The organism is Flavobacterium piscis, assembly GCF_031457575.1.
In the GTDB taxonomy this organism is placed as follows: Bacteria; Bacteroidota; Bacteroidia; order Flavobacteriales; family Flavobacteriaceae; genus Flavobacterium; species Flavobacterium piscis_A.
Genome location: NZ_JAVDWQ010000011.1, coordinates 61179 through 85795, shown reverse-complemented (window position 1 = coordinate 85795; position 24617 = coordinate 61179). Strand labels below are relative to the sequence as shown.

Genomic DNA, 24617 nt, shown 5'->3' with positions numbered 1-24617 from the left:
ATACTTTTGCCTTAAATTAAAGTATTTACTTACATTAGATATTTTGGTTTTTAATCCATTACCAATTTTAAACCCCTTTTATTATGGAAAAAAAATTACCAAAAATTGTCACTACGACAGTTGTTATGCTCACATTTTCTTTAACTGCATTTTCGCAAGTAACAGACAAACGCGTAAGTCAGAAAAATGTATCCGAAAACGGATTACCAAGTTCAATTATCTTTAGCGAAAGTGCTACCTACAAAGATTCAGATTCAAGAAAGGTCTTTCAGGATCAATTAGGGCTAAAAGAAAACCAGTCTTTTGCCAAAATCAGAACCGAAACAGATAAAGATGGATATACGCATGAAAAATTCCAATTGTATGATCAGGGAATTAAAGTAGAGTTTGCCAACTACAGCCTGCATTATAAAAACGGAAAATTAGTTTCTATGAATGGTGAATATTACAATCTTGAGAATGTAAAAATAATACCAAAACTTTCAGAGGAAGAAGCTTTTAACAAAGCAACAAGTCACATCGGTGCAAAGCAATATCTATGGGAAACCCCACTTGATGCGAAAGAAATGAGTTATGAAAAACCCAAAGGAGAATTGGTCTTATTGCCCGCCATGGAAGATCAGGGGCAAAAAAGAACCAGTGATAATGTTCGTTTAGCTTATAAATTTGATATCTACGCAACAAATCCCGTAAGTCGTGGCGATTTATACATAGATGCTATTAACGGACAAGTTTTATTTTACAATGCAACTATAAAACACCTCGGAGAATATAGCCACGGAAGGTCAAAAACTGCTGGTGTAACCGGATCAAAAGAATCTTCCAATTCTAATATTGCTATCGTAGCAGCCAATGCAGCTACACGTTATAGCGGAACACAGGTAATACAAACTACTTTAAGCGGATCATCATATAGATTAGCAGATGCAACCAGAGGTTTAGGTATAAATACCTTTAATATGCAAAAAGGAACCAGTTATACAGCAGCAGTAAATTTTACAGATGCAGATAATAACTGGACCGCAGCTGAGTATGCAAATGCAAACAAAGACAATGGTGCATTGGATGCGCATTGGGGAGCCGAAAAAACTTATGATTACTGGTCTACTGTACATGGCAGAAACAGCTTTGATAATGCAGGCACTATCATAAAAAGTTATGTACACTACAGTAATGCATACGATAATGCTTACTGGAACGGAAGTGTAATGACTTACGGAGACGGAAGTGGAACATATTTTGACATTTTAACATCTCTTGATGTTGCCGGTCATGAAATTGGTCATGCTATTTGTACCTATACAGCAAACTTAGCGTATCAAAAAGAATCAGGAGCAATGAACGAGGGCTTTTCTGATATTTGGGGGGCGTGTATTGAATATTTCGCTGCTCCAACAAAATCTATCTGGTTAATTGGAGAGGATATAGAAAGAAGATCAGGGCATGCAGCTTTACGATCAATGAGTGATCCAAATTCTGAGGGACAACCAGATACTTATGGGGGAACTTATTGGGTAAATGTAAACTGTACACCAACAAGCAATAATGATTATTGTGGAGTACATACTAACTCCGGGGTATTAAATCATTGGTTTTATATTCTGGCAGTAGGTAAGACAGGAACAAACGACATTGGAAATGCATATAATGTTTCCGGAATTACAATTGATAAGGCTGCAAAAATAGCTTTTCGTTTAGAAAGTGTTTATTTAACTGCTAATTCAACTTTTGCTAATGCTAGAACCTCTGGAATACAATCGGCAATTGATTTATACGGTGCAGGATCAGCAGAGGTTATTGCAACAACAAATGCATTTTATGCTGTTGGTGTTGGAGCTGCCTACACAGGCTCTGCAGATACAACTGTACCAACTGCACCAACTGCTCTTGCGGCTTCAGGTACAACAAGTACAACAACCAATTTATCATGGACAGCTTCAACAGATAATGTAGCAGTAACGGGATATGATATTTACCAGGGAACAGTTTTAAAAGGCTCGTCTGCCACTACGACTTATGCTGTTACTGGATTAACCGCTTCAACAGCGTATAGTTTTACTGTAAAAGCTAAAGACGCTGCAGGAAATGTATCAGCGGCAAGCAGCGCAGTAAATGTTACCACCCTTGCAGCTGCTATTACTTATTGCACATCATCCGGAAACAGTTCTGCAGATGAAAGAATTGGCAAAGTTGTTTTTGGAACGATTAACAATACCTCAACAGCTACAACAGGTTATGAAAATTATACCGCTGTTTCTACAAATGCTGCGAGAGGAACTTCCTATACTATTACCATAACACCATCCTGGACATCAACAATTTATAATGAAGGGTATGCAGTATTCATTGATTACAACCAAGACGGTGATTTTGCCGATTCAGGTGAAACTGTCTGGACAAAAGCAGCATCAAAAACTACTCCGGTAACAGGAACAATTACAATTCCGGCTACTGCAACTCTTGGAACTACAAGAATGAGAGTTTCAATGAAATACAATGGAATTCCAACTTCGTGCGAAGCTTTTTCATATGGGCAAGTTGAAGACTATTCTATAAATATTACGGCTTCGGGAGCAGTTGTTGTTCAGGAAACTATTAACGGATTGGCAGAAACTACTGAAACTTCCGATTTTGTATTATATCCAATCCCTGTAGACAATGAATTAAATATTTCGCTATCAAAAAATAATGGATCTGTTTTCAAAATTACAAATACTTTAGGACAGCAAATTAGTTCAGGAGAACTATCCGGAAGTCCTATAGATGTAAGTAAATTAACTACAGGAATTTATTTTATAGAATTAAATAACGGTGAAAAAAGAGTTGTTAAAAAATTTATTAAAAAGTAATGGAGTGAAAATATGATTAATAAAAAGTAAAATATTTTATTCTAAAAAAAGAAAACCGCCAGAAGGCGGTTTTTTGTTTATGAGTTTTAAACTTCTATAGAAATATACAATCTTGGGGTATTTTTTCAAATAAGTTTTATAAATTCTCAAAGAAATCATTCCCTTTATCATCAGTAATAATAAAAGCCGGGAAATCTTTAACGGTAATTTTACGAACCGCCTCCATTCCTAATTCTTCAAAATCGACAACTTCCACTTTCAGGATATTGTCCTGTGCTAAAATAGCCGCAGGACCTCCGATAGAACCTAAATAGAATCCACCATATTTGTTGCAGGCGTCTGTAACTTGTTTGGTCCGGTTTCCTTTTGCCAGCATAATCATGCTTCCGCCATGTTTTTGGAATTCATCTACATACACGTCCATACGTCCTGCTGTTGTTGGTCCAAAACTTCCAGAAGCCATTCCTTCCGGAGTTTTTGCTGGTCCTGCATAATAAACAGGATGATTTTTAAAATATTCCGGCATTGGCTGACCTGCCTCCAGCATTTCCATGATTTTAGCATGTGCGATATCACGGGCTACAATTACGGTTCCGTTCAATTTTAAGCGGGTTTTGATTGGATATTGAGTCAGTTTTGCCAGCATATCTACCATTGGCATATTCAAATCGATTTCAACCGGAGCTTCTAAATGTGGAGCTGTTTCTGGTAAAAATTGTTTCGGATTAACTTCTAATTGTTCCACGAAGATTCCGTCTTTCGTGATTTTTCCTTTTATATTTCTATCAGCAGAACACGAAACTCCCAATCCAACCGGACAGGAAGCAGCGTGACGAGGCAAACGGATTACCCGTACGTCATGCGTAAAATATTTCCCACCAAACTGAGCTCCAATGGCACTTTCCTGGCAAATTTGCTGTACTTTTTGTTCCCATTCGATATCACGAAATGCCTGACCCGACATGTTCCCGGTAGTTGGTAAATGATCGTAATATCCGGCAGAAGCCTTTTTAACAGCACTTAAATTTGCTTCAGCAGAAGTTCCTCCAATTACCAAAGCCAAATGGTAAGGCGGACAAGCGGAAGTTCCCAGATCTTTTATTTTCGCGCGAACAAAAGCATCCATTGATTTTTCGTTCAGTAATGATTTTGTTTGTTGGTATAAGTAAGTTTTGTTTGCAGATCCTCCGCCTTTTGCCATGAATAAAAATTCATACGAAGTTCCTTTTTTAGCATAAATATCAATTTGCGCCGGAAGATTCGATCCTGAATTTTTTTCTTCAAACATCGAAATCGGAACAATCTGCGAATAACGTAAATTACGTTTTTGGTAGGTATTGAAAATTCCTCTGCTTAACCATTCAGCATCATCAACTCCTGTAAAAATGCTTTCGCCTTTTTTCGCCATAACAATAGCCGTTCCGGTATCCTGACAGCTTGGTAACTGTCCTTCGGCAGCAACCGAAGCATTCTGAAGTAAATTGTAAGCTACAAAACGATCATTATCCGTGGCTTCCGGATCGTCAAGAATTTTTCTTAGTTTTTGCAAATGCGATGTTCTCAACATGAACGAAACATCTGTTAAGGCTTCTTCAGCCAATAATTCTAAACCTTTTGGGTCAACGGTTAAAACTTCGCGTTCTCCAAATTGTTCTACTTTTACAAAATCAGAAGTAATTTTGCGGTATTGTGTATCATCCTTTAAAATAGGATAAGGATCCTGGTATATAAAATCAATCATTTCTTAGGTTTTTGGCAAAGTTAAAAATTATTTACCTAAGAAAGAATTTGAATTATAAGTCTTGGGAAGTTTATTGTTGGTTATGAAACTCATTAAAACTCATCTTTTTCTCGAAATATGGTTTCTCTTTTGCCGAAAGTAATTTCTTTTTCCATTGATTTCCTTTTAATGAAAACGAAGTGGAATCTGAATATTTTAAAATGCCCGAATCTTCAGAATTATCATCTCCGGGCTCAAACGAAACAGTTTTACAATAGAAAATTTTAGAATCTGTTTTAGAATCATTACTTATAAATTCTGTCCAAGTTCCCCAACCGCTGTCTGACATGGATTGCCATTGATGAACAAGTTGTAAGTCATTGTTTTTTAAATAATATAAATAATTATCAAATGCATAGCCACAGGCAGGATATCCGAAATCAATTTTTATGAAAGGACTGTTCTTTTCAGAATCATAATTTAAACCATACGATCCGGACCATTCTGAACCTTTTTCGTATCCTTTGATAGATACTTTTGAAGTCGCTATTTTATTTTTATTCTGGTAAAAATCAAGCCTGAATTTTGATATGATAATGCTGTCTTTATCCGCTTTTTGTTCTGTGAGATGAGCCAAAATATGAGTAACGGCAGCTTTTTTATCTTCAGAAAGTAGAATGGTATCTGTTTTTAATGAAATTTCTTCTGTTTCATTTTTGTTTGCAGCAACGGCTTTTGGAACTTCAATATTATTAAAACTGGTAGTCTGAGCTATTTTTTGCTCTTTCTGACAACCCGCAAGGATTAATAAAATAAGGAGATGTTTTATTTTCATGGAATTATAGTAAGGTTTCAAATATATATCTTTCATCATATTGAACATTGAATTTGTTTAAAAAAGATATGTATTCATCATAAAAAGTTTATTTTTTATGATGTTCTTCTTGATTTGCAATGTATTTATAAACAGCTTCAATTTGCGATTGACCGTAGGAAAAAGCTCCATAGCTTTCTTGCCATTCAAATTTTGAATCCGTTTATATAAAAAGAGCCATCGGCTCGACCTATATTGTAGGGCTGGATTTTAATCCAGTTTAATTAAAATATTAAAAAAACCAGGTTGCCACAAAAATTGCCGTAATCACACAAATAAGATCCACCAAAAGCATTGTGCCTAAAGCATAACGCGTATTTTTGATGTTAACAGAACCAAAATAAACGGCAATTACATAAAAAGTACTTTCAGCGCTGCATTGGAAAATACTGCTCAATCTGGCAGTTAGGGAATCTGCACCAAACGTATTCATAGAATCAATCAAAAATCCACGGGATCCTGCAGAACTAAAAGGACGAAGCATAGCTACAGGTAATGCGTTGGTGATTTCTTTACTTACTCCCATGTTTGAAAAGACAAACGCGATTCCGTCACTGATAATTTCGAATAAACCACTGTTCCTGAATAAAGAAATAGCGACTAACATTCCTAATACATAAGGAAAAATAGTAACACCGGTTTTAACGCCGTTATTTGCGCCTACTACAAATGTGTCAAAAGGGGTAGTATCGGCATCAATGAATTTCTGTTCGTTTTTAAATGCAAAAATTAAGGTAAAAGCAATAATGGCAATCAATATTAAGCCAGACAGGTTAGAAGTGAAGTAATTTTTTCCAATTATATCCAAATGATTTACGTACATCAGCAGACCAACAATACCAGCAATTAGTCCCATTAAGGCAAGAAGGAGAGAAGCGCTTTTAAAATTGATTTTTTGTTTGACTCCCACTATTAAAAAAGCGGCAATAGTACCAATGAAAGAGGTAATAATACAAGGCAGCATAACATCTGCCGGATTAGTTGCATTGGCAGCAGCGCGATATCCAATAATTGAAGTTGCAATTAAGGTTAATCCTGAGGCATGAAGACACATAAACATGATTTGGGCATCGCTGGCCTTGTCTTTATCGGGATTTATTTCCTGTAAACTTTCCATGGCTTTAAGTCCAAAAGGAGTAGCGGCCGAATCTAATCCAAGGAAATTAGCGGCAAAGTTTAAAGTCATGTAGGATATAGAAGGATGATTTTTAGGAATACTTGGGAAAACCTTTACAAATACCGGACTTAATACTTTAGCTAATTTTCCGGATGCCCCTGAAACAATTAAAAGTTCCATTAATCCACAGAAAAAGGCTAGATAAGCAATAAGAGGAAGAATTAAATCGACTAAAGTACTTTTACAAGTTGGCAGTAAACCATCAGACTTTTGAAAACCGCTATAAATTTTTACAGTTTTATTTTTGTAAACATAAGTAGTATCAGAATTAAGAGTATCACGATTGATAATCATACTTTGATTTGGAGCATTTTTAATACTGTCCTTTATGAAAACAGGAAGTTCTTCAATGTATTTTTCAGAGACTAAAATGGGATCGTCTTTCTTTCCATTCAAAACAGAATCAATAGTATAAGTGTTGGCAGTAAATAAACTGACTACAATAAAGACAATCGAAGAAATAAAAATGACTAACCAAAATCTACTTAATACCATAACGATGTTTTTTTTGTAAATGTAATTATTTAGCGATAAAATGCACAAAGAATTTAGTACTGAAAACAGAAGAGTTTATTAGAAATGGCACTGTTTTAGTAAAAATTCGATTTATTCTATGACAATTTTAGTTTCCAGATAGTTTTCGAATGATTTAAGACCTTTGAACAGAATGGTTTTTTTATGATTTTCTGTTTCATTAAAAAACTGTGTTTCTATTTTGGCGTGATCTTTTTTGAGGGTTCTTTTCCAGATTCCGATGACTTTTCCGTTTTCCAGAATTATTGGTTTAAAGATTCCGTTATTGGTAAAAGCTTTCGGCTGATGTTCCAGTGAAATGGAAGTTTCACGTGTTTTGTACGAAATTAGGATTTCATCAAATGCCGGAAGAAAGTGGACGCTTTCGCGGAAGTTGTTTTCAGTAGAATAATCAGTTCCAAACCAATATGTCTGATTGTTAATTTCTACCGAATTCAGTACAGATTCAATTGAATGAATAACAGTTTTACAAATTGTGGGAGAAAAACCGGGCCACCACGAAAAATCCAGCAATGTTGCCGGACCATGACTTTCAAAATAGCGTTTGGCTAATTTTGCCAGACCTTCTTCCCGGGTTAACCTGGTTGCAGGTTTTTTAACCCGTTCTTCCAGTAAGGCGTAAGTTGTTTGTTTGCCTTTCATTTTTCCGTTGCAGACTAAACCATCTAATTCTGCATACATCATAATAAGAACAGGGCTTAAATAATAGTCACCGGCAACCTTTTTAATATCAAGTTCCTGAATAATTTCATCCCGTGTTAAGTGATTGTTTCCGGCTAGTATTTTTTCAATATTCAAATTAATCTTCTCGAGCTCCTTTTCATCATAACCCTGTTTTTTGGTTTCGGAAAGAATAATACGTTTGACTTGTGGTCCAGAAACATCCAGCATCCAATGGATATCATCGGCAGCAACAAAATGCCAGGTTGGGCGTAGAATATGAGTGCGTATGATTTGTGCCGAATTTATAGCTTCTTCAATTTCTTTTTCTGTAGAATCACAACGGGAACCAACAGCCCATTTTGCCATTGCATAATCCTGAGCCTGCATGGCGCCTAAATGATGCACAATTTCTTGTGGCGAATTTGGGCTTGTTTTATATAGCTTTTGAGAAACAAGACGATGATGTGAAATTTCCTGAAATGTCATTTTTTAAAACATTTAAATCCGATAAGTTTAAACTTTGAACCTTAGCCTTTGCAACTTTGTACCTTTAAAAAAAAACTAAACATGAATAATCTCCTCATCAATTAACAAATCTTCTCTTCGTAACCTTAGGAAAATCTGAGCAACGGCAATGGTGTCTTTTTCGCAATACGTTACAATTCGGTCAATATCTTTCTCCACATAAAAAACATGTGCGACCTGACTGCCGTCGATATCACCTTTTGGAGATGGAACTCCGAGGATTTTGGTCAATAATTTTAAAGAAGTAAAGTGCTTGTAATCGCCAAACTTCCATAACTCTAAAGTATCCAAATGCGGAATCTCCCAAGGTTTTTTACCAAATAAATTTAGTTTGTCCGGAATTGCAATTTGGTTGATAATCATTCGGCGTGCGAGAAACGGAATGTCAAATTCTTTGGCATTATGTCCGCATAAAAGATGCTGTGGCTGATTAAAATGATTACTCAACAGATTATTAAAGTCACGAAGAATTTTTTTCTCTTCCCCAAAAAACGAAGTAACCCTGAAATTTCGAATATCACCTTTGATGGTAAAATATCCAACCGAAATACAGATAATCTTCCCGAACTCAGCCCAGATTCCGGCGCGGTCATAAAATTCTTCAGGTGTAAAATCATCTTTTCGCTGGTATTGCGTTTTTAAGTCCCAAAGCGATTGCATTTCTGCGTCAAGGGAATTGAAATTCTCTTCTTCGGGAACGGTTTCTATATCAAGGAAAAGGATATTGTTGAGGTTTATTTTTTCAATCATAATTTTAGTTTAAACACGAATTGCGTGAATTAACACAAATTGTTTTGGGCAAAAACAATTCACGGAATTCACTTTTGTAAATATAAAACTATAATTTTAATTTATGTAAATCAGTGTAATTGGCGTTTAATTTTTAAAAAAGACTCTGCTGTGTATTCGGGTTTTCGTGTTCTAAAAGCCATTTCTTACGGGATAAACCTCCGGCGTAACCAGTTAAAGACCCATTTGTGCCTATAACCCGATGACACGGAACGACAATCCATAACGGATTTTTTCCATTGGCCGATGCAACGGCACGAATTGCTTTTATATCGCCCAGTTTTTTAGTTTGATCCATGTAACTTACCGTTTTTCCGTATGGAATTTTCAATAAGGATTTCCAGACTCTTTGTTGAAAATCTGTGCCTTGTGGATTTAGTTTTAAATCGAAGACAGTTCTTTTTCCTTCAAAATATTCCTGAAGCTGTGTAACGGTTTCTTTTAAAACTTCTGGAATTGTCTGCGAAACTTCATTTGTGCCAACATCTGAAACAGAAATTACCGAAATACCTCCTTCATCACCAATGATTTTGGTAATTCCCAAAGGCGAATTTATATAAGCTGTTTCCATAAATTTTGGTTTAACCGTAAAGTTCGCAAAGTTTTTTTTTAAAACCATATAAGCGATATAAGTAATTTAAGCGTTTTTTTTGTAATGTAAAGATTTTGAGTGCTCTACGTAATTTTATATAAGTGATTTAAATGAACTTAAATCACTTATATGGTTTAATAATCGTCTAACTTAAACTTGTAGTTTAGAATTTTTTCAGTTTTCTCGCTTGAAACAATCTTTTTGATATTCGATTTTTCAGAATTGAATTTCGGTAATAGCAGGTTTTGCTCCCTGGCTTTTTGTGTGTAATATTCTTCCCTGGAAGGATGAAAAGGGGCAACGGCATTGAAAACCTCATTCCATTTTGATTGGCGAATGATTGCTTCAATGATACTAATGCAGTCATTTTGATGAATTAAATTTACCGGAGCATCTGCATTGGCGAGATTTTCTTTTCCTGATAACGAAGTGACCGGATGACGATCTTCGCCAATCAATCCGCCAAAGCGAAGGATTGTAGTTTCAAAGTTTTTATTCTTTTGTAAAACAGCTTCGGCTACAAGCAATTGTTTACCGCTTTCCGTTTCCGGATTCGGAATAGTTTCTTCGGTAATTAGTTCATTTATATCTCCATAAACAGATGTTGAACTTACAAAAAGTACTTTTTTTACAGATGATCTCTCTATAAACGGAATCAGGATTTCTATTTTTTCTACAAAAACCTTTCGGGATGAATCTGCAATAACGGCGTTGTTTCCACGTAATTTTGGTGGAATATCAATAATTAGAATTTCACTTTTCGCTAAAAAAGTATTTATTGATTCTGAATCACTTTCGCCTTCAAGCACAACCAAAAAAGGGTGTATTCGCGCTTCTTTCAATGTCGGAAGTTTGGCTTCAGAAGTTGTAGATCCGTTCAGAGAATATCCTTTTTCGATTAACCTTTTCGCTAAAGGCAACCCCAGCCAGCCACATCCTAAAATGCTAATTTGTGTCATTTTTTATTAGGTACAAAGTTTCAAAGGCGCAAAGTTAAAACTTATGAAAGACTTTTTCTTTGTGCCTTCGCGAGATTAAATTATATGGGGGGATTGGCGTAAGTAATAAATATTACAACTTTAAAGTAAAACGAACTTTATCTTTTCCTTTTCCACCAATTCTGTGATAGAATTTTATAGCTCTTTCGTTAAATTGAGGTGTCTGCCATTGTATGTTGATGCAATTCTTTTCAGTTCCGATTTCCCTTAGCCTGTCAATTAAAACTTCACCAATTCCAAAACTTCTTGCTTTTTCTTCCAAAAACAAACAATCCATATACATAAATGTTGTGGCATCCCATGTCGAATAATCAAATGTATACGAAACATAACCAACAATGTCTTTATCAGTAGCGACGACCAAACAATATAATTTTGGTTGTTCATCAAATAAGGCTTTTTTTAAACCTTCTTGTTTTCCTTCCGAAGAAAAGTGAGCTTTCTCAAATTCTGCATGTTTCTGACACAGAACTACAAGTTTAGGCAAATCTGATATTTCGCAATTCCTTATTGAATATTCCATTGAAGATTGATTTCGTTTTGTAAATAAGTAATGAAATGATGAAAATAATCCGGATAAATTTGGTTCTCCCGAATTGCGATAAAATGCTTTCTTTTTAAACCATTCTTTCCAATTTTAATGGCTTTTATGGGATTGTTTTTTAAATGTGGCTGCAACGCCCATTTTGCCATGGACATAACGCCCATATCAGCTTTTACCATTTCCAGAGAAGCTTCTGTTAGAGGTAAAGGCGTTATTTTTCTGGGGGTTACTTTGGCTGGAGCCAAAACAAACTGATGAATTGTAACGGTTTCCATCGGAAGAGAATGAATTAGTAAGTGTTCGTTTACGAAATCTTCGGCAACGACATATTTTTTATTCGTCCAGGAATGGTTTTCAGAAACAACCATCACAACTTCATCCTGAAAAAGCTCAGTATATTTGATGTTGTTATCTTTTATCTGATCGCTTACAATAGCAATGTCAATTATGTTTTCTAATAATTTTTGCAATGGAATATGAGTTGCTTCGGTTACAATTTTCAATTCTACATTGGGATACAAAAGATGAAATTGTTTTAAAACCGAAGGCAGCCAATGATAACTCGAAAAACATTCTGTACTAATCCTGATTTCGCCATATTCTCCATAAACCATTTGTTTGATTTGTGATTGTGTTTGCGAAAGCTTGTCCAGTATGTCATTGGCAAGGTCATACATTTTTTCACCGGCTTTGGTTAAAACCAGTTTTTTATTCATTCTCAAAAAAATGGGTGTACCTAACTGATATTCGGCTTCTTTAAGTTGGTGGCTCAAAGCCGATTGTGTCAAATGAAGCTTGTCAATTGCTTTGGTGATACTTCCTTCTTCAACAATCGCCTTAATTAAGCGTAAATGACGTATTTCCATTTTTTGAAAGTTAGCATACAAAGGAACAAAATTTTAGTTTGGTTTTGTATGAAAAAAAGTAATGAAATTGATGAATTCTTTTCGTTTTTATGGGAAGTAAACTTAAAATACTTTTGAAAAAGTAAATCACTAAAATGGAATAAGATGGAAGAACAAATTAAACATTATGAAAACAAATTAGCATACGAAATGGATCCATCAGATTTGTTTGACGCTTTGAATAAAGGAGAAAAAGTGATTGCTTTGGATACAAGGAAAACTTTTGGATTTGAAGCAGAACATATTCCGACAGCGATTAATATTCCGCATCGTGAAATGACCGTTGAAAGTACCAAACATTTAGACAAAGACGCTTTGTATGTTACCTATTGTGATGGAATTGGATGTAACGCTTCGACTAAAGGCGCCTTGAATATGGCAAAACTAGGTTTTAAAGTAAAAGAATTAATTGGCGGAATCGAGTGGTGGAAAATTGATGGTTACGCTACCGAAGGTACAAAAGGGAAACAATCCGGGTTAAAGATTGAATGTGCTTGTTAAAGAAAAGGGCAAATTTCTATTTGAAACTTGCCCTTTTGTTATGCTTTAAAAAAGAATTATTCAATTGTAATATTGTTTTCTGCTGCAATTTTTTTGAAAACGTCTTCTTTATTTTCTTTCGTCATTTTTTGATAAATAGCTCCCATTAAATTTTCAGTATCTTTTATATAGTCGGATTCATCAGTAGTATATATTCTATGAGCTTTAAAAATTTGATCTAATGCTTTTTCGTCATTATTTAAGGCTAAATAGCTTTTTCCTGCTCCAAAATAACCTTCGGCATTGTTAGGGTCATATTTTATCAGTTTTTCATAATAAGTAAGAGCGGTTTTATAATCTGTTTTTAAAGTGTAAACGACGCCAATATTTACTAAAGCAAAATCACCTTCGGGATAAATTTCGAGTGATTTTTTATAATATTTTATGGCATTTTCATATTCATTTAGCTGTTTGTAACACATTGCAATGTCATCCAAAGCCAAAACAAACTTTGGATCTTTTTTTAGAGCCATCTGAAGACTTTCAATCGCTGGTTTATAATTCTGGGCATGCATAAGGTCTTTAGCAATTATATACAAATTTTGAGCTTGTTCATTTTTTGATTCCGAATAAAAGGGGCTACTTTTACTTTCAGCTTTAGCATCATTTTTAGAAACTTTATCGCAGGTTTTGCTCAAAACAGCATTTGATTTTTCAAGAAGACTTTGAATCCCTTCCACTGTATTTATAGATTCTCTTACTTTTATATCGTTATCTTTTAAAACTACATCAGCCAATGCATTGCTTAAACAAGAAGTATAAATTTCTTCTGTTATTATATCATTTTTATGTAAGCATTCACAAGCTTGTTTTGCAATGTTTTCTTCAACGTTTTGGGAAAATCCAACGCTAAATACTAAAGTAGTTAATGTAACCAGAAATATTTTTTTCATTAAATTGGTTTTAGAAATGATTATCTAATTAAAACTTCTTTTTTAATTTTCATAGTAGGCTCTAATCTGTCCTTTGCAATATTCAAATTGTCTTCGACCACAGGTACAATTGGTTTTAAAACTTCAGCATTTCTTTTTATTTTTTGCTGAATCAAAATAGCATCATTCAATACAAAAGGAGTCGGCATCATCCAGTCACTTCTTGGTGTTATTTTGAATAATGAATTCGTCATTAAATCGAAAGAACTTTCAATCAAATCCATATCAAAAACGGATGATTTTTTTAAATAGAATTCCATAATAAGAGGTTCGTTGTCTACAACATAGTAGCAAAGTATTTTCATTCCTTTTACTTTCAACTTATTTCCTTTCTCTCCTGAAGTTGAAACGCCGTTGGCTTTGAAATTGTAAAATTCCATTTTAGGGTCTGCAAAGATGTCGTAGCGGTTAACTTTTCGATTTGGTGTAATTTTGATTTTAAGATACCTGTTATCACCAATTACACTGTCTTTTAAGAAATTTACAGTAGGTTTCGGTAAATCTATTTTTCGTGCTGAAGCGCTGTAAGTAAAAGCCGAATTGTATTTACTGAACATTGGTAGTTTATTCAGTTCAAACTCTTTTTGTGGCGTATTGCCCAGATAATTTTTGGTCCAATAATCTAAGTTAACATCATAAGTTGCCCAGACTGCTGCATCAGTATCAGCATTATAAACATACAACAAACTGTTTGATTTTGCCTTCCCATGCTCGTATCCGGAATTTACACCGGCATATACAAAACATCCGATAGCAATAAAAAAGAATAGCATTGTCCAGACTCCTTTTCGGTAAAACGATCCAAAAACCGGCAATAATAGTCCAAAAGTGAGTACGGTAAGAATGGCACTTCCGTAAAGAATTTTTAATCCTAATCCAACAGGGAACATTTGTATAAACGGAGCAACAATAATTAGGGCAGGAATGCTGAAAATTAAATTGAGCCCTAAACTAAAACCTTGTGTCAGTACAAAAATGCCAAACAATATGATTCCGAAATAAACCGGGATAATCAAAAATCCTGCACCGGTTAAACTATTGGCTAAAAAGGCATTAATGACGATCCAAAGTAATAATGGAGCGACATAATGATTCATGGTCAATTTCGTATCAGAAAAATGATGGTAAAATGCAAAACAAATTGCGATGCTTAATGCTACAAATCCGCCAATGTAGGCGTGACCGTTGTAAGTGAATCCGTTTAATAAATCATCGTATTGCGGATAGACGCCCAAAAAGATTTTCCATCCCAAAAAGGTAACCAATCCTGAAATAATCACAGAACCTAAAAGAGGTACAAAGCCTTTCGCAATTTCCCTGAAAGTAATAATACGTTTGACTTTTCCAATAAAAATAAAAAGGACTAAGAATCCTAAAGCTATAAGTGTCATTGGAAAAACCCATGAAAACGGATAGGTGATGAATGAAAACGGAATATTGAAATAAACATTGTCTTCTGAAGACTGAGTCTGGTTCAGATCAATATTCGAAAAATATTTTAATAAAGGCATTAGATACCTTCCCTGATGTTTTAAGGTAGTTTTGTTTAAATGCTCAACATCATCCTGTTGGGTGTGATAATTGTAATGACCATCAATAAAAGCAAAATTAAATCCCTGAATATTACCTTGTTCCCTGAAAACAGTTAAATCGGTATCATTAGGAAGCATTTTATAGATGCTGTACATCAAGGAGTTGGAAACTGGATATTTGGGTTTGGCATTAGCAAATTCTTTTATAAGCGCCTGATTCCCTTTGTTAGTTTCCATCAGCATATAGCTTGGACCTGAAGAACCTCTTGCTTCAAAATTTAAAACCAGTCCTACATCCTTTGCCCACGGATGTTGATTGACAAAAAGTGCAGCTCCGTTTAAGCCCAATTCCTCAGCATCTGAAAAAAGAATAATAATATCGTTTTTATGAGGCTGTTTGGCATATAAAAAAGCACGTATTCCTTCTAAAATGGTTGCTACTCCGGACGCATCGTCACTGGCACCTTTTGAGGATGAGTGTGGGGCACTATCGTAATGTGACAGCAAAAGCAAGGCTTTAGAATTATTAGTTCCTTTTATTCGGGCTAAAATATTCTTTGATTTTACCAAAAGCCCTTTATCATTTAGGGTAAACCCTTCCTGAATACTGGTTTCCAGACCAATTTTATTCAGTTCCAGTATAAGATAATTAGCCACCAGCTCATGATTTTCTGAGCCAACGTAATGCGGTTTTTTCGCTATAATCCGAACCTGATCCAGCGCTCTTTCAGTAGAAAATTCAGCCAGGGCTTCTTCATCCTGGGTAATTCGTTGCGGCATCATTGTCGCATAAATAAAGCCGAGGATTAGTAGGATGCCTAATGTGGCTAAAACGGAATTGTATTTTTTTTTCATAGTAGGTTTGGGGAGCTAAATTTCTTTTTTTACGAGCATAAAATAATCATTGTCCAGAGACCGATATCCCTGATCGTACAGGAAATAGTAAGTGTTTCCTGTTTTTGTTTGCAGAATATTGGTAAAAAAATCAAAATCGAAACCTTTATTGATCATTTTATCACGTGTTGCTTTTGATTTTCCTTCAGTATTCAGCTCCGCTAATATGCGATAATTTTTGCGGAGTTTGTTGTTTACATTCCGCATAAAATTGGTACTGTCTTTATTTATTTTGTTATTGTAGGCATTTCGACAACTGTCTGAGCAGAACTTCTTGTCTTCCCGACCTACAATTTTTTCGGAGCATTCCAGGCATGTCTTCATTTATTTATCATTTAAGTTGAAAATACGGCAACTTTATTTGTTTTATTCCTGAGCGAATGAATGTTTTGTATTGTGACATCCATTCCTGCTTTCGCCTTTATCTCTTCATTGTGTTACGAGGATATCGGCTTAAACAGGGCTATTTATTAGGCATCGTTCTTTTAATTTCATCGTCAGTTCGAGTGATTTTATGAAATAGCGATAGCATTTTTATAAATCGTATCGAGAGCCATTATGTAAGCTAAAACTTCTCAATACAATTTTGGCCATTCAACCTTTGTTTTCAAAATAACTCCAGGAGCCAAAAACACTCGAAGTGACGTTTATTCGTGTTTTTTTGCCTGAAGTTCTCGAATTAATTTATTTTCATCAAGGATTTATTTTCCTAATCTCATATAAATCATCACGTCTGTCTTTTAAAATCCGAACACTTCCGTGTTCATGAAGTTGTTTCAGTAAATTCAGATCTACATCAACAATCAAAGTCATTTCAGTATTGGGAGTCGCTTCGGCTTTGATACCGTTACTTGGAAAAGCAAAATCTGAAGGCGTAAATACAGAAGCCTGCGCATATTGGATATCCATATTATTTACTTTTGGTAAATTTCCAACACATCCTGCAATCGCCACATAACATTCATTTTCAATAGCACGTGCCTGTGAACAGTGTTTTACACGTGTATAGGCATTTTGAGTATCGGTTAAAAATGGAACAAATAAAATATTCATGCCTTCATTGGCCATAATTCTTGAAAGTTCCGGGAATTCCACATCATAACAAATCAGAATTCCAATTTTTCCACAATCGGTATCAAAGGTCTGAAAATGTGATCCTCCCTTCATTCCCCAATGCTGTACTTCGTTTGGCGTTACGTGAATTTTAGTATACATTTCAGAGGTTCCGTCCCGTTTGCATAAAAAACCAACATTAAACAAATTACCATTCTCTAAATACGGCATACTTCCGGTAATAATATTGATGTTGTAAGAAATGGCAAACTCCTGAAAGCGTTTTCTGATGGGATCAGAATATCTTGCCAGTTCCCGAATTGCCTCAGCTTCTGATAAATGATTATAATCGGCCATTAGTGGCGCGATAAAAAGTTCCGGAAATAAAGCAAAATCAGCTCCATAACCGGAAACGACATCAATAAAAAATTCCGATTGCTCGAAAAATTCTTCAAGATTGTTCAATTGACGCATTTGCCATTGGATCAATCCTAAACGGATCACGCTTTTTTCAAGATTAATCAGTTTTGGGCTTTCATCATAATAAACGTTATTCCATTCTAAAAGAACCGCAAACTCTTTAGACTCTTCATCTCCTTCGAGGTAATTCTTGATAATTCGCAAAACGTGAAAGTCGTTGCTGAGCTGAAACGAAAGTACAGGATCATGTAATTCCTTATGTTTTACCTTGTCAATATAGTTTTTTGGCGTCATTTTTTTAGAATGTTGCGCATAATTCGGAATTCGGCCTGCAAAAACAATTGCTTTCAAATTTAGTTGCTCGCACAACTCTTTTCGTGCATCATACAAACGACGGCCTAAACGTAAGCCGCGATAATTGGGATGGATGAAAACATCGATTCCGTATAAAATTTCTCCATTTGCGTTATGGGTAGAAAAACTATAATCACCAACAACTTGTCTGTAATTGTGTCTTTTATCCACTAATTTTTCATCAACAATCAGGGATAATGCAGAACCAACCACTTTGCCATCAACTAAAATTACCAATTGGCCTTCGGGAAATATAGAAAGCAATCTCTCAATATCATCAGCTCTCCAATAGGAATTAGCCATCTCCGGATAGGATTCTACCATCGAATTTTTTAGCTGTTTGTAGTCTTCGAATTCTAAATTCCGTAATTCAACCTTGTTGATCTGTGTTTGCATATAGTGCGATTTCTCTCAAATATAGTAAAATATTTCCCATTTACAAACGGTTACAAATAGTTACAACCGAAAGTAAATAGTTTGCAACCGAATAAATTTTTTGAACCATCGCATCTTTGCCTTGTTGAATTTGACGAACGAATTCAATTTTATATAAACCTTTAAATAATATACGCCATGAACGCAATGAAAAACAGAGTACAATTAATTGGAAACGCTGGGAATGATCCAGAAATCAAAACATTAGAAAACGGAAAAAAATTAGCCTATTTAAGTATCGCTACTAATGACAAATATACCAATGATAAAGGAGAAAAAATTGAACACACCGAATGGCATCGTGTTGCAGCCTGGGGGAAAACGGCTGAAATTATCGAAAAATATGTGACAAAAGGAAAAGAAGTAGCCGTTGAGGGAAAACTGACACACAGAAGCTACGATGATAAAAATGGAGAAAAAAGATATGTTACCGAAGTTATTGTCAATGAGATTTTGCTGTTAAGTAAATAATCGCAAAATAAATTTGATATTCAAACCCGACAGGTTCAAAAATCTGTCGGGTTTTTTGCGTTTTAAATTATAAAACAGAAGCGCCATTTAGATCTGTTGTAAGTACTTCGCTCATATAATCAAAAAAAGGCCTCATGTTTTTGCAGGTGTCTAAAGCCTGTTCTAAAAAATGTGAACTTAATACTTCCTCATCAGTAAAACGTTTAATGATCAAAAACTGTTTGTAGCGGAGCAAATCAATCGCAGGATGATTGACATCAAAACCTTTTGGTGCTGTTTTAAGCTGCTCGCCCTGTAAAGTCCCAAAAGTGCTCACAAAAGATTCTGACTGCAATATTTTTTGCATTGGTTTGGCATCATGGGCAAATTCGGTTCTTATCCGTTTTAAATCTGCAGCATTAGGTCCCCAAAATCCACCGGCAAAAAAACTATTTCCTTTTTCTAAATGAAAATAATAACCGCCACGCCTTTCCTTTGTTGCTCGGGTATAGCTGCCTCCCCAAAAAGTTTTAAAAGGAGTTTTATCTTTAGAGAAACGAATATCACGATAAATTCGGTAAACGCTTTTTTTACCTGAAGATGTTTCTAAAACATCAGTTTTAGAGAGTTCCTGAAGCAAAGCATCTGCAAAATTTTCAATATGATTTAATTCTTTTAAGTAGTTTGGTTTATTTGACTCGAACCAGGGTTTATTATTATTTTCTTTAAGCTGAAGCAAAAAATCGAGACTGGATTGGGGTATAAGAATTTGGTTTTTCATAAAATGTTAGTCATTATAAATCAGAAGAAGATTGTATTTTAACTAAAAACCCACCAAATTTCTTGGTGGGTTTTGTATAATTTGTTAAGCAGTTTTTTTGAATAAGTCAAACATAGGACAACGGGAACAACGTTTCTTCTCGCTTTTTTTGAATTTTTCACAGCAAGAAGACTTGCAGTTTTCAAGCTTCTTAATGTTTTCAAGGATATCCTTATTCTTTTTTTTCTTTTTATCCTTTTTCTTGTCCTTAACTTTATCTTTCTTGCTCAATTTGTGTCTGAATTATAAAACTGAGACAAATATAAAAGAAAAATGTTATTTTTATGTATTCTAAATAAACTTTAACTTTTTTATTTTGGGTTGATAGCGATTGAACTTGTAACCGTTAATTGCTGAATATCACGATCAAACAAGTAAAGTCCGCCTTTATCATCACCAATTAAGTTGATTTTGTCAAGAATGGATTTGGCTGTAGCTTCTTCTTCAATTTGTTCTGCAACATACCATTGTAGGAAATTATGTGTTGCATAATCTTTTTCCTCAAAAGTAATGTGTACTAATTCGTTAATAGATTCTGAAACAAAAATTTCGTGGTTATAAAGCGCTTCAAACATTTCTTTAAAAGTTGAATAACTTGTTTTTGGTGCTTTAAGGTCGGTAACCTGTGCATGTCCGCCACGCTCATTAATATATTTAACCAGTTTAAGCATGTGTGCACGCTCTTCATCTGATTGGGTGTACATAAACTGGGCAATTCCCTCTAATCCGTGTACTTCAGCCCAACAAGCCATTGAAAGGTAAGTTTGTGAAGATTCCGCCTCTATGCGGATTTGCTTATTTAAAGCGGCTTCAATATTTTTTGATAACATAATTTGTGTCTTTTTTGTAAAGTTAAAAAAAATAATTCAACCGTTTTTTTGAAACCTTCAAAACATAGTACATTTGGATTAATTCTCAATAAATTTAATTTTACCAAATGAGAAGGGTTTTGAAAATTGCGCCTTATTCATAATTGGATTTCCATTATCTTCAATCATAAAACCATCCGTAAATTTACGCATGATGAATTGTTTTAAATTCGGGTCATAATAACTTAAAATGTAATAATCTTTTAGTTTAAGAATATTTTGCAGCGAAACATTTTTATTGATGCTTAGATAATAAAAAATATTGTCAAAAGCCAAAGGTTCTGATTGTTTGTTGTTTACAAATTCAAAATCTGAATTGAGCATAGAATCAAAGAAAACCATTTTGTTCCCATATTCTGAATACGTAGCAAAGTCATTATTAAAATCCCCAAAAAAACTGTTCAGCCCGTAGCTGTAATTTGAAGCCTCATATTGTGCAAATCCACCCACTGATATAAAAGTGTCCTTCATGTTTTTAAAAGCAGATATTCCGGCGTTTAAAGCCGATAACTGTTTTAAGAATTTGCTTGTAGTTTTTATTTTCTGAGGTTTTTTTTCGTTTATCTGTAAAAACAAAGGAGAGTTTTTAAACTGAATTGTGTCATTTTTTGAAACAGCAACACTTTTAAGGGGTTTACCTGAATCAAAATCTTTGATGTCAAACAAAAGTTCTTCGTTACTTGCCTTGATTTGTAATAATTTATTTTCGTAAAAAAAAGAATTTGAAGTTTTTGATGGTGTTTTAGAGATCGGCTGATTAAAGATTTTCTCGGTAACACCTGGCGTTTCCAGGTTAAGACTTAAAACCTGTGTCTTTTTTAAACTGTGATCGAATGTCAAAAGAATCTGATTGTCGAGTACATACATCTTGCTTTTGTTTGTCGTTTTGTCTAACGCATTAAAATTGTCAGTATCCATTTTTTCAATTGGATAATATTGAATAATGGTGTTAAAAGCCAGATTTTGTCCTTTTTCATTTTGAAATAGTATTGTTGATAAATCAAACATTTTTATCTCGCATTTTCCATTGTTAAATTCATAAAGTAATAAATGCTTTTGGTTTGTTTCTTTCGATAAAATATAAAAAACATTGTTTTTTTGGAAAGAAGTTATGATGTATTCATTGTTTGGAGGTAAATCGAAATTTAATACCTTTGTAGCCTTTGTTTCCAGATAATATTTAATAATTCTTATGTTTTTTAAATTTTCTGTTGCCCAATAAAGGATGGGATTTCCGTCATCGCTAATACTATGCCCAATCAGGAATCTGTTTTCTGCACTTTTTATAAAATCAGTATATTGATTTGTAAGGAAAAGAGATTTATTGTATTTTAAGATATTGATATATTTATTATCAGCTGCAAAAACATAGATATCATTGGTTTTTACATCTTCGATATTTAGGATTTGACCGTTTTCTAGAGGTCTGTTTAGGTTTAATGAAAAAGAATTTAATACCGTCTGACTTAGTGAGACAGAATTATAAAAGACGCAGAAAAGAAGAAATAATTTTTTCATGTGTTTTTACTCTCAAATATTGTTCCGTTTATCTTTTTTATTGATTCATTATTTCCTGAAAAAGATCTGCAAATTGACCTACATGCAATCCGTCCATTAAGCCATGATGAACATGTACAGACATTGCCATAGTTTTTCTTCCGTTTTCTAAGATAATCATTTTTCCAAAAGAAATTTTAGGGCAACTGTCTGGAAAAGAATAACTGCGCGCATGCGAAAGCGAAGTAAAATTCAGCCATGGAATTGCCGAGAAATGAATCAGGTTATCATCATCAAATGATCTTGTAAAAAGACCCGTTGTGTTTTGGATACGTTCAGTTTCTGCCAAAACTGTTTTTTCGAAAATGCTTAAATCAGGATGGTATTCAATTAATGAAAACCCAAAAGTGCCATCTTCACGGCCAATTGTTGCCGAAGCATCGATGCGATCATTGATATAAATTTTCTCTCCGGAAATTCGATATTTAAAATTTTTAATGGCATTTACGGCAATCAGTGTTTTATGTAAATAGTAAATAAAAAAGGAAGTATTCAGGCTTTTTGCCTTTTGATAGGCTTTGGTACAATCAATTTCAACTGTCGCACCAAAAAAAGGTTCGTCCATTTGACTGAAATGTGCAAAATGCTCTTTCCTGTTCCAGTTTTCTAAATCTAAAAGTGTTTTCATTATAATAAGTTATGAACGACTTCAGTAATTTTTTCAAATGAACTAAAATGTTTATGTTCTACTTTATGGTTGATTTTTTCGTGCTCCCAGGTTGTGTGAAACGGAATATGAACGGCATAACCGCCAATTCCTAAAACGGGCAGTACATCTGATTTTAAAGAATTGCCGATCATCAAAAATTCATGCGCCTGAATATCCAAACGACCTAATAATTTCTGGTAATCGATTTCCTGTTTGTCTGACATCACTTCAATATGGTGAAAATAATGACCTAAACCGGAACGATGTAATTTGCTGTGTTGGTCTTTTAAATCTCCTTTTGTAGCTACCACTAATCTGTATTTTCCGTGCAAAGCCTGCAACGTTTCTTCAATTCCGTCTAATAACTCAATTGGTTTTTCAAGTAATTCTTTTCCGTATTGGATAATTTTTCCGATAACCTCAATCGGAATTGTATTGTTCGAAATGTTCATCGCCGCTTCAATCATCGACAAAATATAACCTTTGATTCCGTATCCGTATAAAGGCAGATTCTCAATTTCGACTTTGAATAATTCCTGCGAAATGCCCTGATGCGAAAGATAATCTTCCATCAAAGCGCAAAACTTATGCTCGGTTTCCTGAAAATAAGGTTCATTAACGAATAGGGTATCATCAGCATCAAATGCAATAACTTTTAAATTTGGTATTTTGTTTTTATGCAACATAAAATGTTTTGTTTCAAGTTTTGTTTGTTTCAGGTTTTAGGTTCCTTCGCCACGACCCGAGCGATAGCGGACAGGCAAAGCAATTACACGATTTTACCGAATTTTTTTTAGCCATTCCCGATAGCTATCGGGATAAAAGAGTTTCCAAAAAATCTGCAAAATCTGCGTGAAAACTTTTTTGCCACAGATTAAAATGTTTAAAAAAACAATCCGCATAATCCTGTTTAAACCCGTCATATCTGTGGGCTAATTTCTCAATCCTTACTCTAAGAAAAAAATCTTTTAAGCGATATTGTTTTATCGTAAAAAGTAATTCTTATTCCGAAAAGCAAAATGATGCCGCCAAAAACCATTTGTAAAGTTATTTGTTCTTCTAAAAACAACCAAGCTAATATGGAAGTAATTACAGCCTGACTCAATAAACTTAAGGAAACTCTTGTGGCACGCATGTGTTGTGTGGCATAACTGATCGAAAGCCAGGCGCATAATTGGCAAATAACAGCTTGCAGAACCAAAACAAACCAGCCCGTGTCAGAAAATCCGGTAAAAGGTTCGTTCAAACAATAACAAAGTATTCCTAGATAAATGCTGGAAGCAATTAAACTGATGGTCATAAAAGATAAAACATCTATTTCTGAAAGTACATTTTTACTGACCAAAAGATAAATCGAATATAGTATTCCGGATAAAACGGCAAACAGAAATGCCTGATCAAAATTCAATTCCATAAAAAAACCGAATCCTACCAAAGTCACCATTCCGAATAATGAAACCACGGTGCCGATCCAGAAATTGGTTGCTGGTTTTGATTTCAAAAACAAAAAAGACCCAATTCCGACCCAAAGCGGTGATAAATTTGTCAATAATGAAGCCTGAGTGGCACTTGAATCCTGAATCGCGATATTCCAAACGGCAACATCTGATGAAAACAAAACACCGCAAAGTCCTGCCAAAAATATCATTTTTGGTTTTGGAAGTCTAAAATTTTTGCTCAAAAGCACATAAGGCAAAAGTAAAATCACTGCAAATGTCATTCGGTAAAAAGCCGAAATTAATCCCGGAGCTAATTTCAATTTAATCAATATCGGGAAAATAGAAATACAAAGTATCCCGCAGATTAAGGCTAATCTTGGTTTAGTGAGTTTCATTTTAAGTGTTTCGTGCTTACTTTGAAATATTGTAAGGGTGTATAAATCCTTTTTAAAGCAAAATTGCGTGAAACAAAGTTCACGCAATTTATAAAATATATAATCAGT

22 protein-coding genes and 1 pseudogene are annotated in these 24617 nt (G+C 34.4%); 3 read left to right on the top strand and 20 right to left on the bottom strand.

Going from position 1 to position 24617, the window contains the following annotated elements; translation table 11 throughout:
* Positions 1–83 precede the first annotated feature (83 nt).
* Complete coding sequence (locus tag J2W48_RS15730) at positions 84–2849, top strand: M4 family metallopeptidase (RefSeq protein ID WP_310282596.1); 2766 nt, start codon at positions 84–86, stop codon at positions 2847–2849.
* 136 nt (positions 2850–2985) lie between these two features.
* On the opposite strand, the gene J2W48_RS15725 is transcribed toward J2W48_RS15730, so the two are convergent.
* The 10 genes and pseudogenes from J2W48_RS15725 to J2W48_RS15685 all read right to left on the bottom strand — a co-directional run bounded on the left by J2W48_RS15725 (position 2986) and on the right by J2W48_RS15685 (position 12131).
* Complete coding sequence (locus tag J2W48_RS15725; RefSeq protein ID WP_310282595.1) at positions 2986–4590, bottom strand: fumarate hydratase; 1605 nt, start codon at positions 4588–4590, stop codon at positions 2986–2988.
* A 70-nt stretch (positions 4591–4660) separates the two neighbouring features.
* Complete coding sequence (locus tag J2W48_RS15720) at positions 4661–5404, bottom strand: hypothetical protein (RefSeq protein ID WP_310282594.1); 744 nt, start codon at positions 5402–5404, stop codon at positions 4661–4663.
* Between the two features lie 4 nt (positions 5405–5408).
* Positions 5409–5606: pseudogene (locus tag J2W48_RS23210) on the bottom strand (IS200/IS605 family transposase); the annotation flags it as partial.
* Positions 5607–5675: 69 nt separating this feature from the next.
* Positions 5676–7115, bottom strand: a complete 1440-nt coding sequence (locus tag J2W48_RS15715; RefSeq protein WP_310282593.1) for a nucleoside recognition domain-containing protein — start codon at positions 7113–7115, stop codon at positions 5676–5678.
* A 111-nt stretch (positions 7116–7226) separates the two neighbouring features.
* Positions 7227–8303, bottom strand: a complete 1077-nt coding sequence (locus tag J2W48_RS15710) for a winged helix DNA-binding domain-containing protein (RefSeq protein WP_310282592.1) — start codon at positions 8301–8303, stop codon at positions 7227–7229.
* A 75-nt stretch (positions 8304–8378) separates the two neighbouring features.
* On the bottom strand, positions 8379–9092 hold the full coding sequence (locus tag J2W48_RS15705) for a 3'-5' exonuclease (protein WP_310282591.1): 714 nt from the start codon (positions 9090–9092) through the stop codon (positions 8379–8381).
* Between the two features lie 133 nt (positions 9093–9225).
* Positions 9226–9702 (bottom strand): methylated-DNA--[protein]-cysteine S-methyltransferase, encoded by a 477-nt coding sequence (locus tag J2W48_RS15700; protein ID WP_310282590.1) that lies wholly within the window; start codon positions 9700–9702, stop codon positions 9226–9228.
* A gap of 155 nt (positions 9703–9857) precedes the next feature.
* Complete coding sequence (locus J2W48_RS15695; protein ID WP_310282589.1) at positions 9858–10682, bottom strand: SDR family oxidoreductase; 825 nt, start codon at positions 10680–10682, stop codon at positions 9858–9860.
* Between the two features lie 112 nt (positions 10683–10794).
* Positions 10795–11244, bottom strand: coding sequence for a GNAT family N-acetyltransferase (locus tag J2W48_RS15690; RefSeq protein ID WP_310282588.1), 450 nt, complete (start codon positions 11242–11244; stop codon positions 10795–10797).
* Positions 11229–12131, bottom strand: coding sequence for a LysR family transcriptional regulator (locus J2W48_RS15685; protein ID WP_310282587.1), 903 nt, complete (start codon positions 12129–12131; stop codon positions 11229–11231). The genes J2W48_RS15690 and J2W48_RS15685 overlap by 16 nt, the downstream gene beginning before the upstream one ends.
* 144 nt (positions 12132–12275) lie before the next feature.
* Between J2W48_RS15685 and J2W48_RS15680 the strand changes: the two genes are divergently transcribed.
* Positions 12276–12671 carry a rhodanese-like domain-containing protein gene (locus tag J2W48_RS15680; RefSeq protein WP_310282586.1) on the top strand — a complete coding sequence of 132 codons (396 nt, stop codon included), beginning with the start codon at positions 12276–12278 and terminating at the stop codon, positions 12669–12671.
* 56 nt (positions 12672–12727) lie between these two features.
* Here the strand turns inward: J2W48_RS15680 and J2W48_RS15675 are convergent, their stop codons facing one another.
* The 4 genes from J2W48_RS15675 to J2W48_RS15660 all read right to left on the bottom strand — a co-directional run bounded on the left by J2W48_RS15675 (position 12728) and on the right by J2W48_RS15660 (position 18291).
* Entirely contained in the window at positions 12728–13603 is an 876-nt protein-coding gene (locus J2W48_RS15675; protein WP_310282585.1) for a tetratricopeptide repeat protein, read from the bottom strand.
* A gap of 20 nt (positions 13604–13623) precedes the next feature.
* Positions 13624–15957, bottom strand: a complete 2334-nt coding sequence (locus J2W48_RS15670; protein ID WP_409025182.1) for a M28 family peptidase — start codon at positions 15955–15957, stop codon at positions 13624–13626.
* Between the two features lie 87 nt (positions 15958–16044).
* On the bottom strand, positions 16045–16392 hold the full coding sequence (locus J2W48_RS15665; RefSeq protein WP_310282583.1) for a hypothetical protein: 348 nt from the start codon (positions 16390–16392) through the stop codon (positions 16045–16047).
* 369 nt (positions 16393–16761) lie between these two features.
* Positions 16762–18291 (bottom strand): GNAT family N-acetyltransferase, encoded by a 1530-nt coding sequence (locus tag J2W48_RS15660; RefSeq protein WP_310282582.1) that lies wholly within the window; start codon positions 18289–18291, stop codon positions 16762–16764.
* 177 nt (positions 18292–18468) lie between these two features.
* On the opposite strand from J2W48_RS15660, the gene J2W48_RS15655 reads away from it, so the two are divergent.
* Positions 18469–18801, top strand: coding sequence for a single-stranded DNA-binding protein (locus J2W48_RS15655; protein WP_310282581.1), 333 nt, complete (start codon positions 18469–18471; stop codon positions 18799–18801).
* Positions 18802–18868: 67 nt separating this feature from the next.
* On the opposite strand, the gene J2W48_RS15650 is transcribed toward J2W48_RS15655, so the two are convergent.
* The 6 genes from J2W48_RS15650 to J2W48_RS15625 form a co-directional block, all read right to left on the bottom strand.
* The gene (locus J2W48_RS15650; protein WP_310282580.1) at positions 18869–19561 is read right to left on the bottom strand and encodes a DUF2461 domain-containing protein; all 693 of its coding nucleotides are present in this window, start codon (positions 19559–19561) and stop codon (positions 18869–18871) included.
* 350 nt (positions 19562–19911) lie between these two features.
* Positions 19912–20430 (bottom strand): ferritin, encoded by a 519-nt coding sequence (locus tag J2W48_RS15645; protein WP_310282579.1) that lies wholly within the window; start codon positions 20428–20430, stop codon positions 19912–19914.
* 78 nt (positions 20431–20508) lie between these two features.
* A complete protein-coding gene (locus tag J2W48_RS15640) occupies positions 20509–21987 on the bottom strand; it encodes a hypothetical protein (RefSeq protein WP_310282578.1) in 1479 nt (492 codons plus the stop codon).
* A 37-nt stretch (positions 21988–22024) separates the two neighbouring features.
* Positions 22025–22654 carry a CatA-like O-acetyltransferase gene (locus J2W48_RS15635; RefSeq protein WP_310282577.1) on the bottom strand — a complete coding sequence of 210 codons (630 nt, stop codon included), beginning with the start codon at positions 22652–22654 and terminating at the stop codon, positions 22025–22027.
* Positions 22654–23361, bottom strand: a complete 708-nt coding sequence (locus J2W48_RS15630; protein WP_310282576.1) for an HAD family hydrolase — start codon at positions 23359–23361, stop codon at positions 22654–22656. The genes J2W48_RS15635 and J2W48_RS15630 overlap by 1 nt, the downstream gene beginning before the upstream one ends.
* Positions 23362–23627: 266 nt before the next feature.
* Positions 23628–24509, bottom strand: coding sequence for a DMT family transporter (locus tag J2W48_RS15625; protein WP_310282575.1), 882 nt, complete (start codon positions 24507–24509; stop codon positions 23628–23630).
* Positions 24510–24617 lie beyond the last annotated feature (108 nt).

Excerpts from the sequence above, each read along its gene's own strand:
- J2W48_RS15650 (WP_310282580.1), bottom strand. The coding sequence starts at position 19,561 with ATGAAAAACCAAATTCTTATACCCCAATCCAGTCTCGATTTTTTGCTT.
- J2W48_RS15660 (WP_310282582.1), bottom strand. The coding sequence starts at position 18,291 with ATGCAAACACAGATCAACAAGGTTGAATTACGGAATTTAGAATTCGAA.
- J2W48_RS15695 (WP_310282589.1), bottom strand. The coding sequence starts at position 10,682 with ATGACACAAATTAGCATTTTAGGATGTGGCTGGCTGGGGTTGCCTTTA.
- J2W48_RS15715 (WP_310282593.1), bottom strand. The coding sequence starts at position 7,115 with ATGGTATTAAGTAGATTTTGGTTAGTCATTTTTATTTCTTCGATTGTC.
- J2W48_RS15655 (WP_310282581.1), top strand. The coding sequence starts at position 18,469 with ATGAACGCAATGAAAAACAGAGTACAATTAATTGGAAACGCTGGGAAT.
- J2W48_RS15640 (WP_310282578.1), bottom strand. The coding sequence starts at position 21,987 with ATGAAAAAATTATTTCTTCTTTTCTGCGTCTTTTATAATTCTGTCTCA.
- J2W48_RS15700 (WP_310282590.1), bottom strand. The coding sequence starts at position 9,702 with ATGGAAACAGCTTATATAAATTCGCCTTTGGGAATTACCAAAATCATT.
- J2W48_RS15635 (WP_310282577.1), bottom strand. The coding sequence starts at position 22,654 with ATGAAAACACTTTTAGATTTAGAAAACTGGAACAGGAAAGAGCATTTT.
- J2W48_RS15725 (WP_310282595.1), bottom strand. The coding sequence starts at position 4,590 with ATGATTGATTTTATATACCAGGATCCTTATCCTATTTTAAAGGATGAT.
- J2W48_RS15720 (WP_310282594.1), bottom strand. The coding sequence starts at position 5,404 with ATGAAAATAAAACATCTCCTTATTTTATTAATCCTTGCGGGTTGTCAG.
- J2W48_RS15645 (WP_310282579.1), bottom strand. The coding sequence starts at position 20,430 with ATGTTATCAAAAAATATTGAAGCCGCTTTAAATAAGCAAATCCGCATA.
- J2W48_RS15690 (WP_310282588.1), bottom strand. The coding sequence starts at position 11,244 with ATGGAATATTCAATAAGGAATTGCGAAATATCAGATTTGCCTAAACTT.
- J2W48_RS15625 (WP_310282575.1), bottom strand. The coding sequence starts at position 24,509 with ATGAAACTCACTAAACCAAGATTAGCCTTAATCTGCGGGATACTTTGT.
- J2W48_RS15730 (WP_310282596.1), top strand. The coding sequence starts at position 84 with ATGGAAAAAAAATTACCAAAAATTGTCACTACGACAGTTGTTATGCTC.
- J2W48_RS15630 (WP_310282576.1), bottom strand. The coding sequence starts at position 23,361 with ATGTTGCATAAAAACAAAATACCAAATTTAAAAGTTATTGCATTTGAT.
- J2W48_RS15685 (WP_310282587.1), bottom strand. The coding sequence starts at position 12,131 with ATGGAAATACGTCATTTACGCTTAATTAAGGCGATTGTTGAAGAAGGA.
- J2W48_RS15705 (WP_310282591.1), bottom strand. The coding sequence starts at position 9,092 with ATGATTGAAAAAATAAACCTCAACAATATCCTTTTCCTTGATATAGAA.
- J2W48_RS15710 (WP_310282592.1), bottom strand. The coding sequence starts at position 8,303 with ATGACATTTCAGGAAATTTCACATCATCGTCTTGTTTCTCAAAAGCTA.
- J2W48_RS15675 (WP_310282585.1), bottom strand. The coding sequence starts at position 13,603 with ATGAAAAAAATATTTCTGGTTACATTAACTACTTTAGTATTTAGCGTT.
- J2W48_RS15680 (WP_310282586.1), top strand. The coding sequence starts at position 12,276 with ATGGAAGAACAAATTAAACATTATGAAAACAAATTAGCATACGAAATG.
- J2W48_RS15670 (WP_409025182.1), bottom strand. The coding sequence starts at position 15,957 with ATGATGCCGCAACGAATTACCCAGGATGAAGAAGCCCTGGCTGAATTT.
- J2W48_RS15665 (WP_310282583.1), bottom strand. The coding sequence starts at position 16,392 with ATGAAGACATGCCTGGAATGCTCCGAAAAAATTGTAGGTCGGGAAGAC.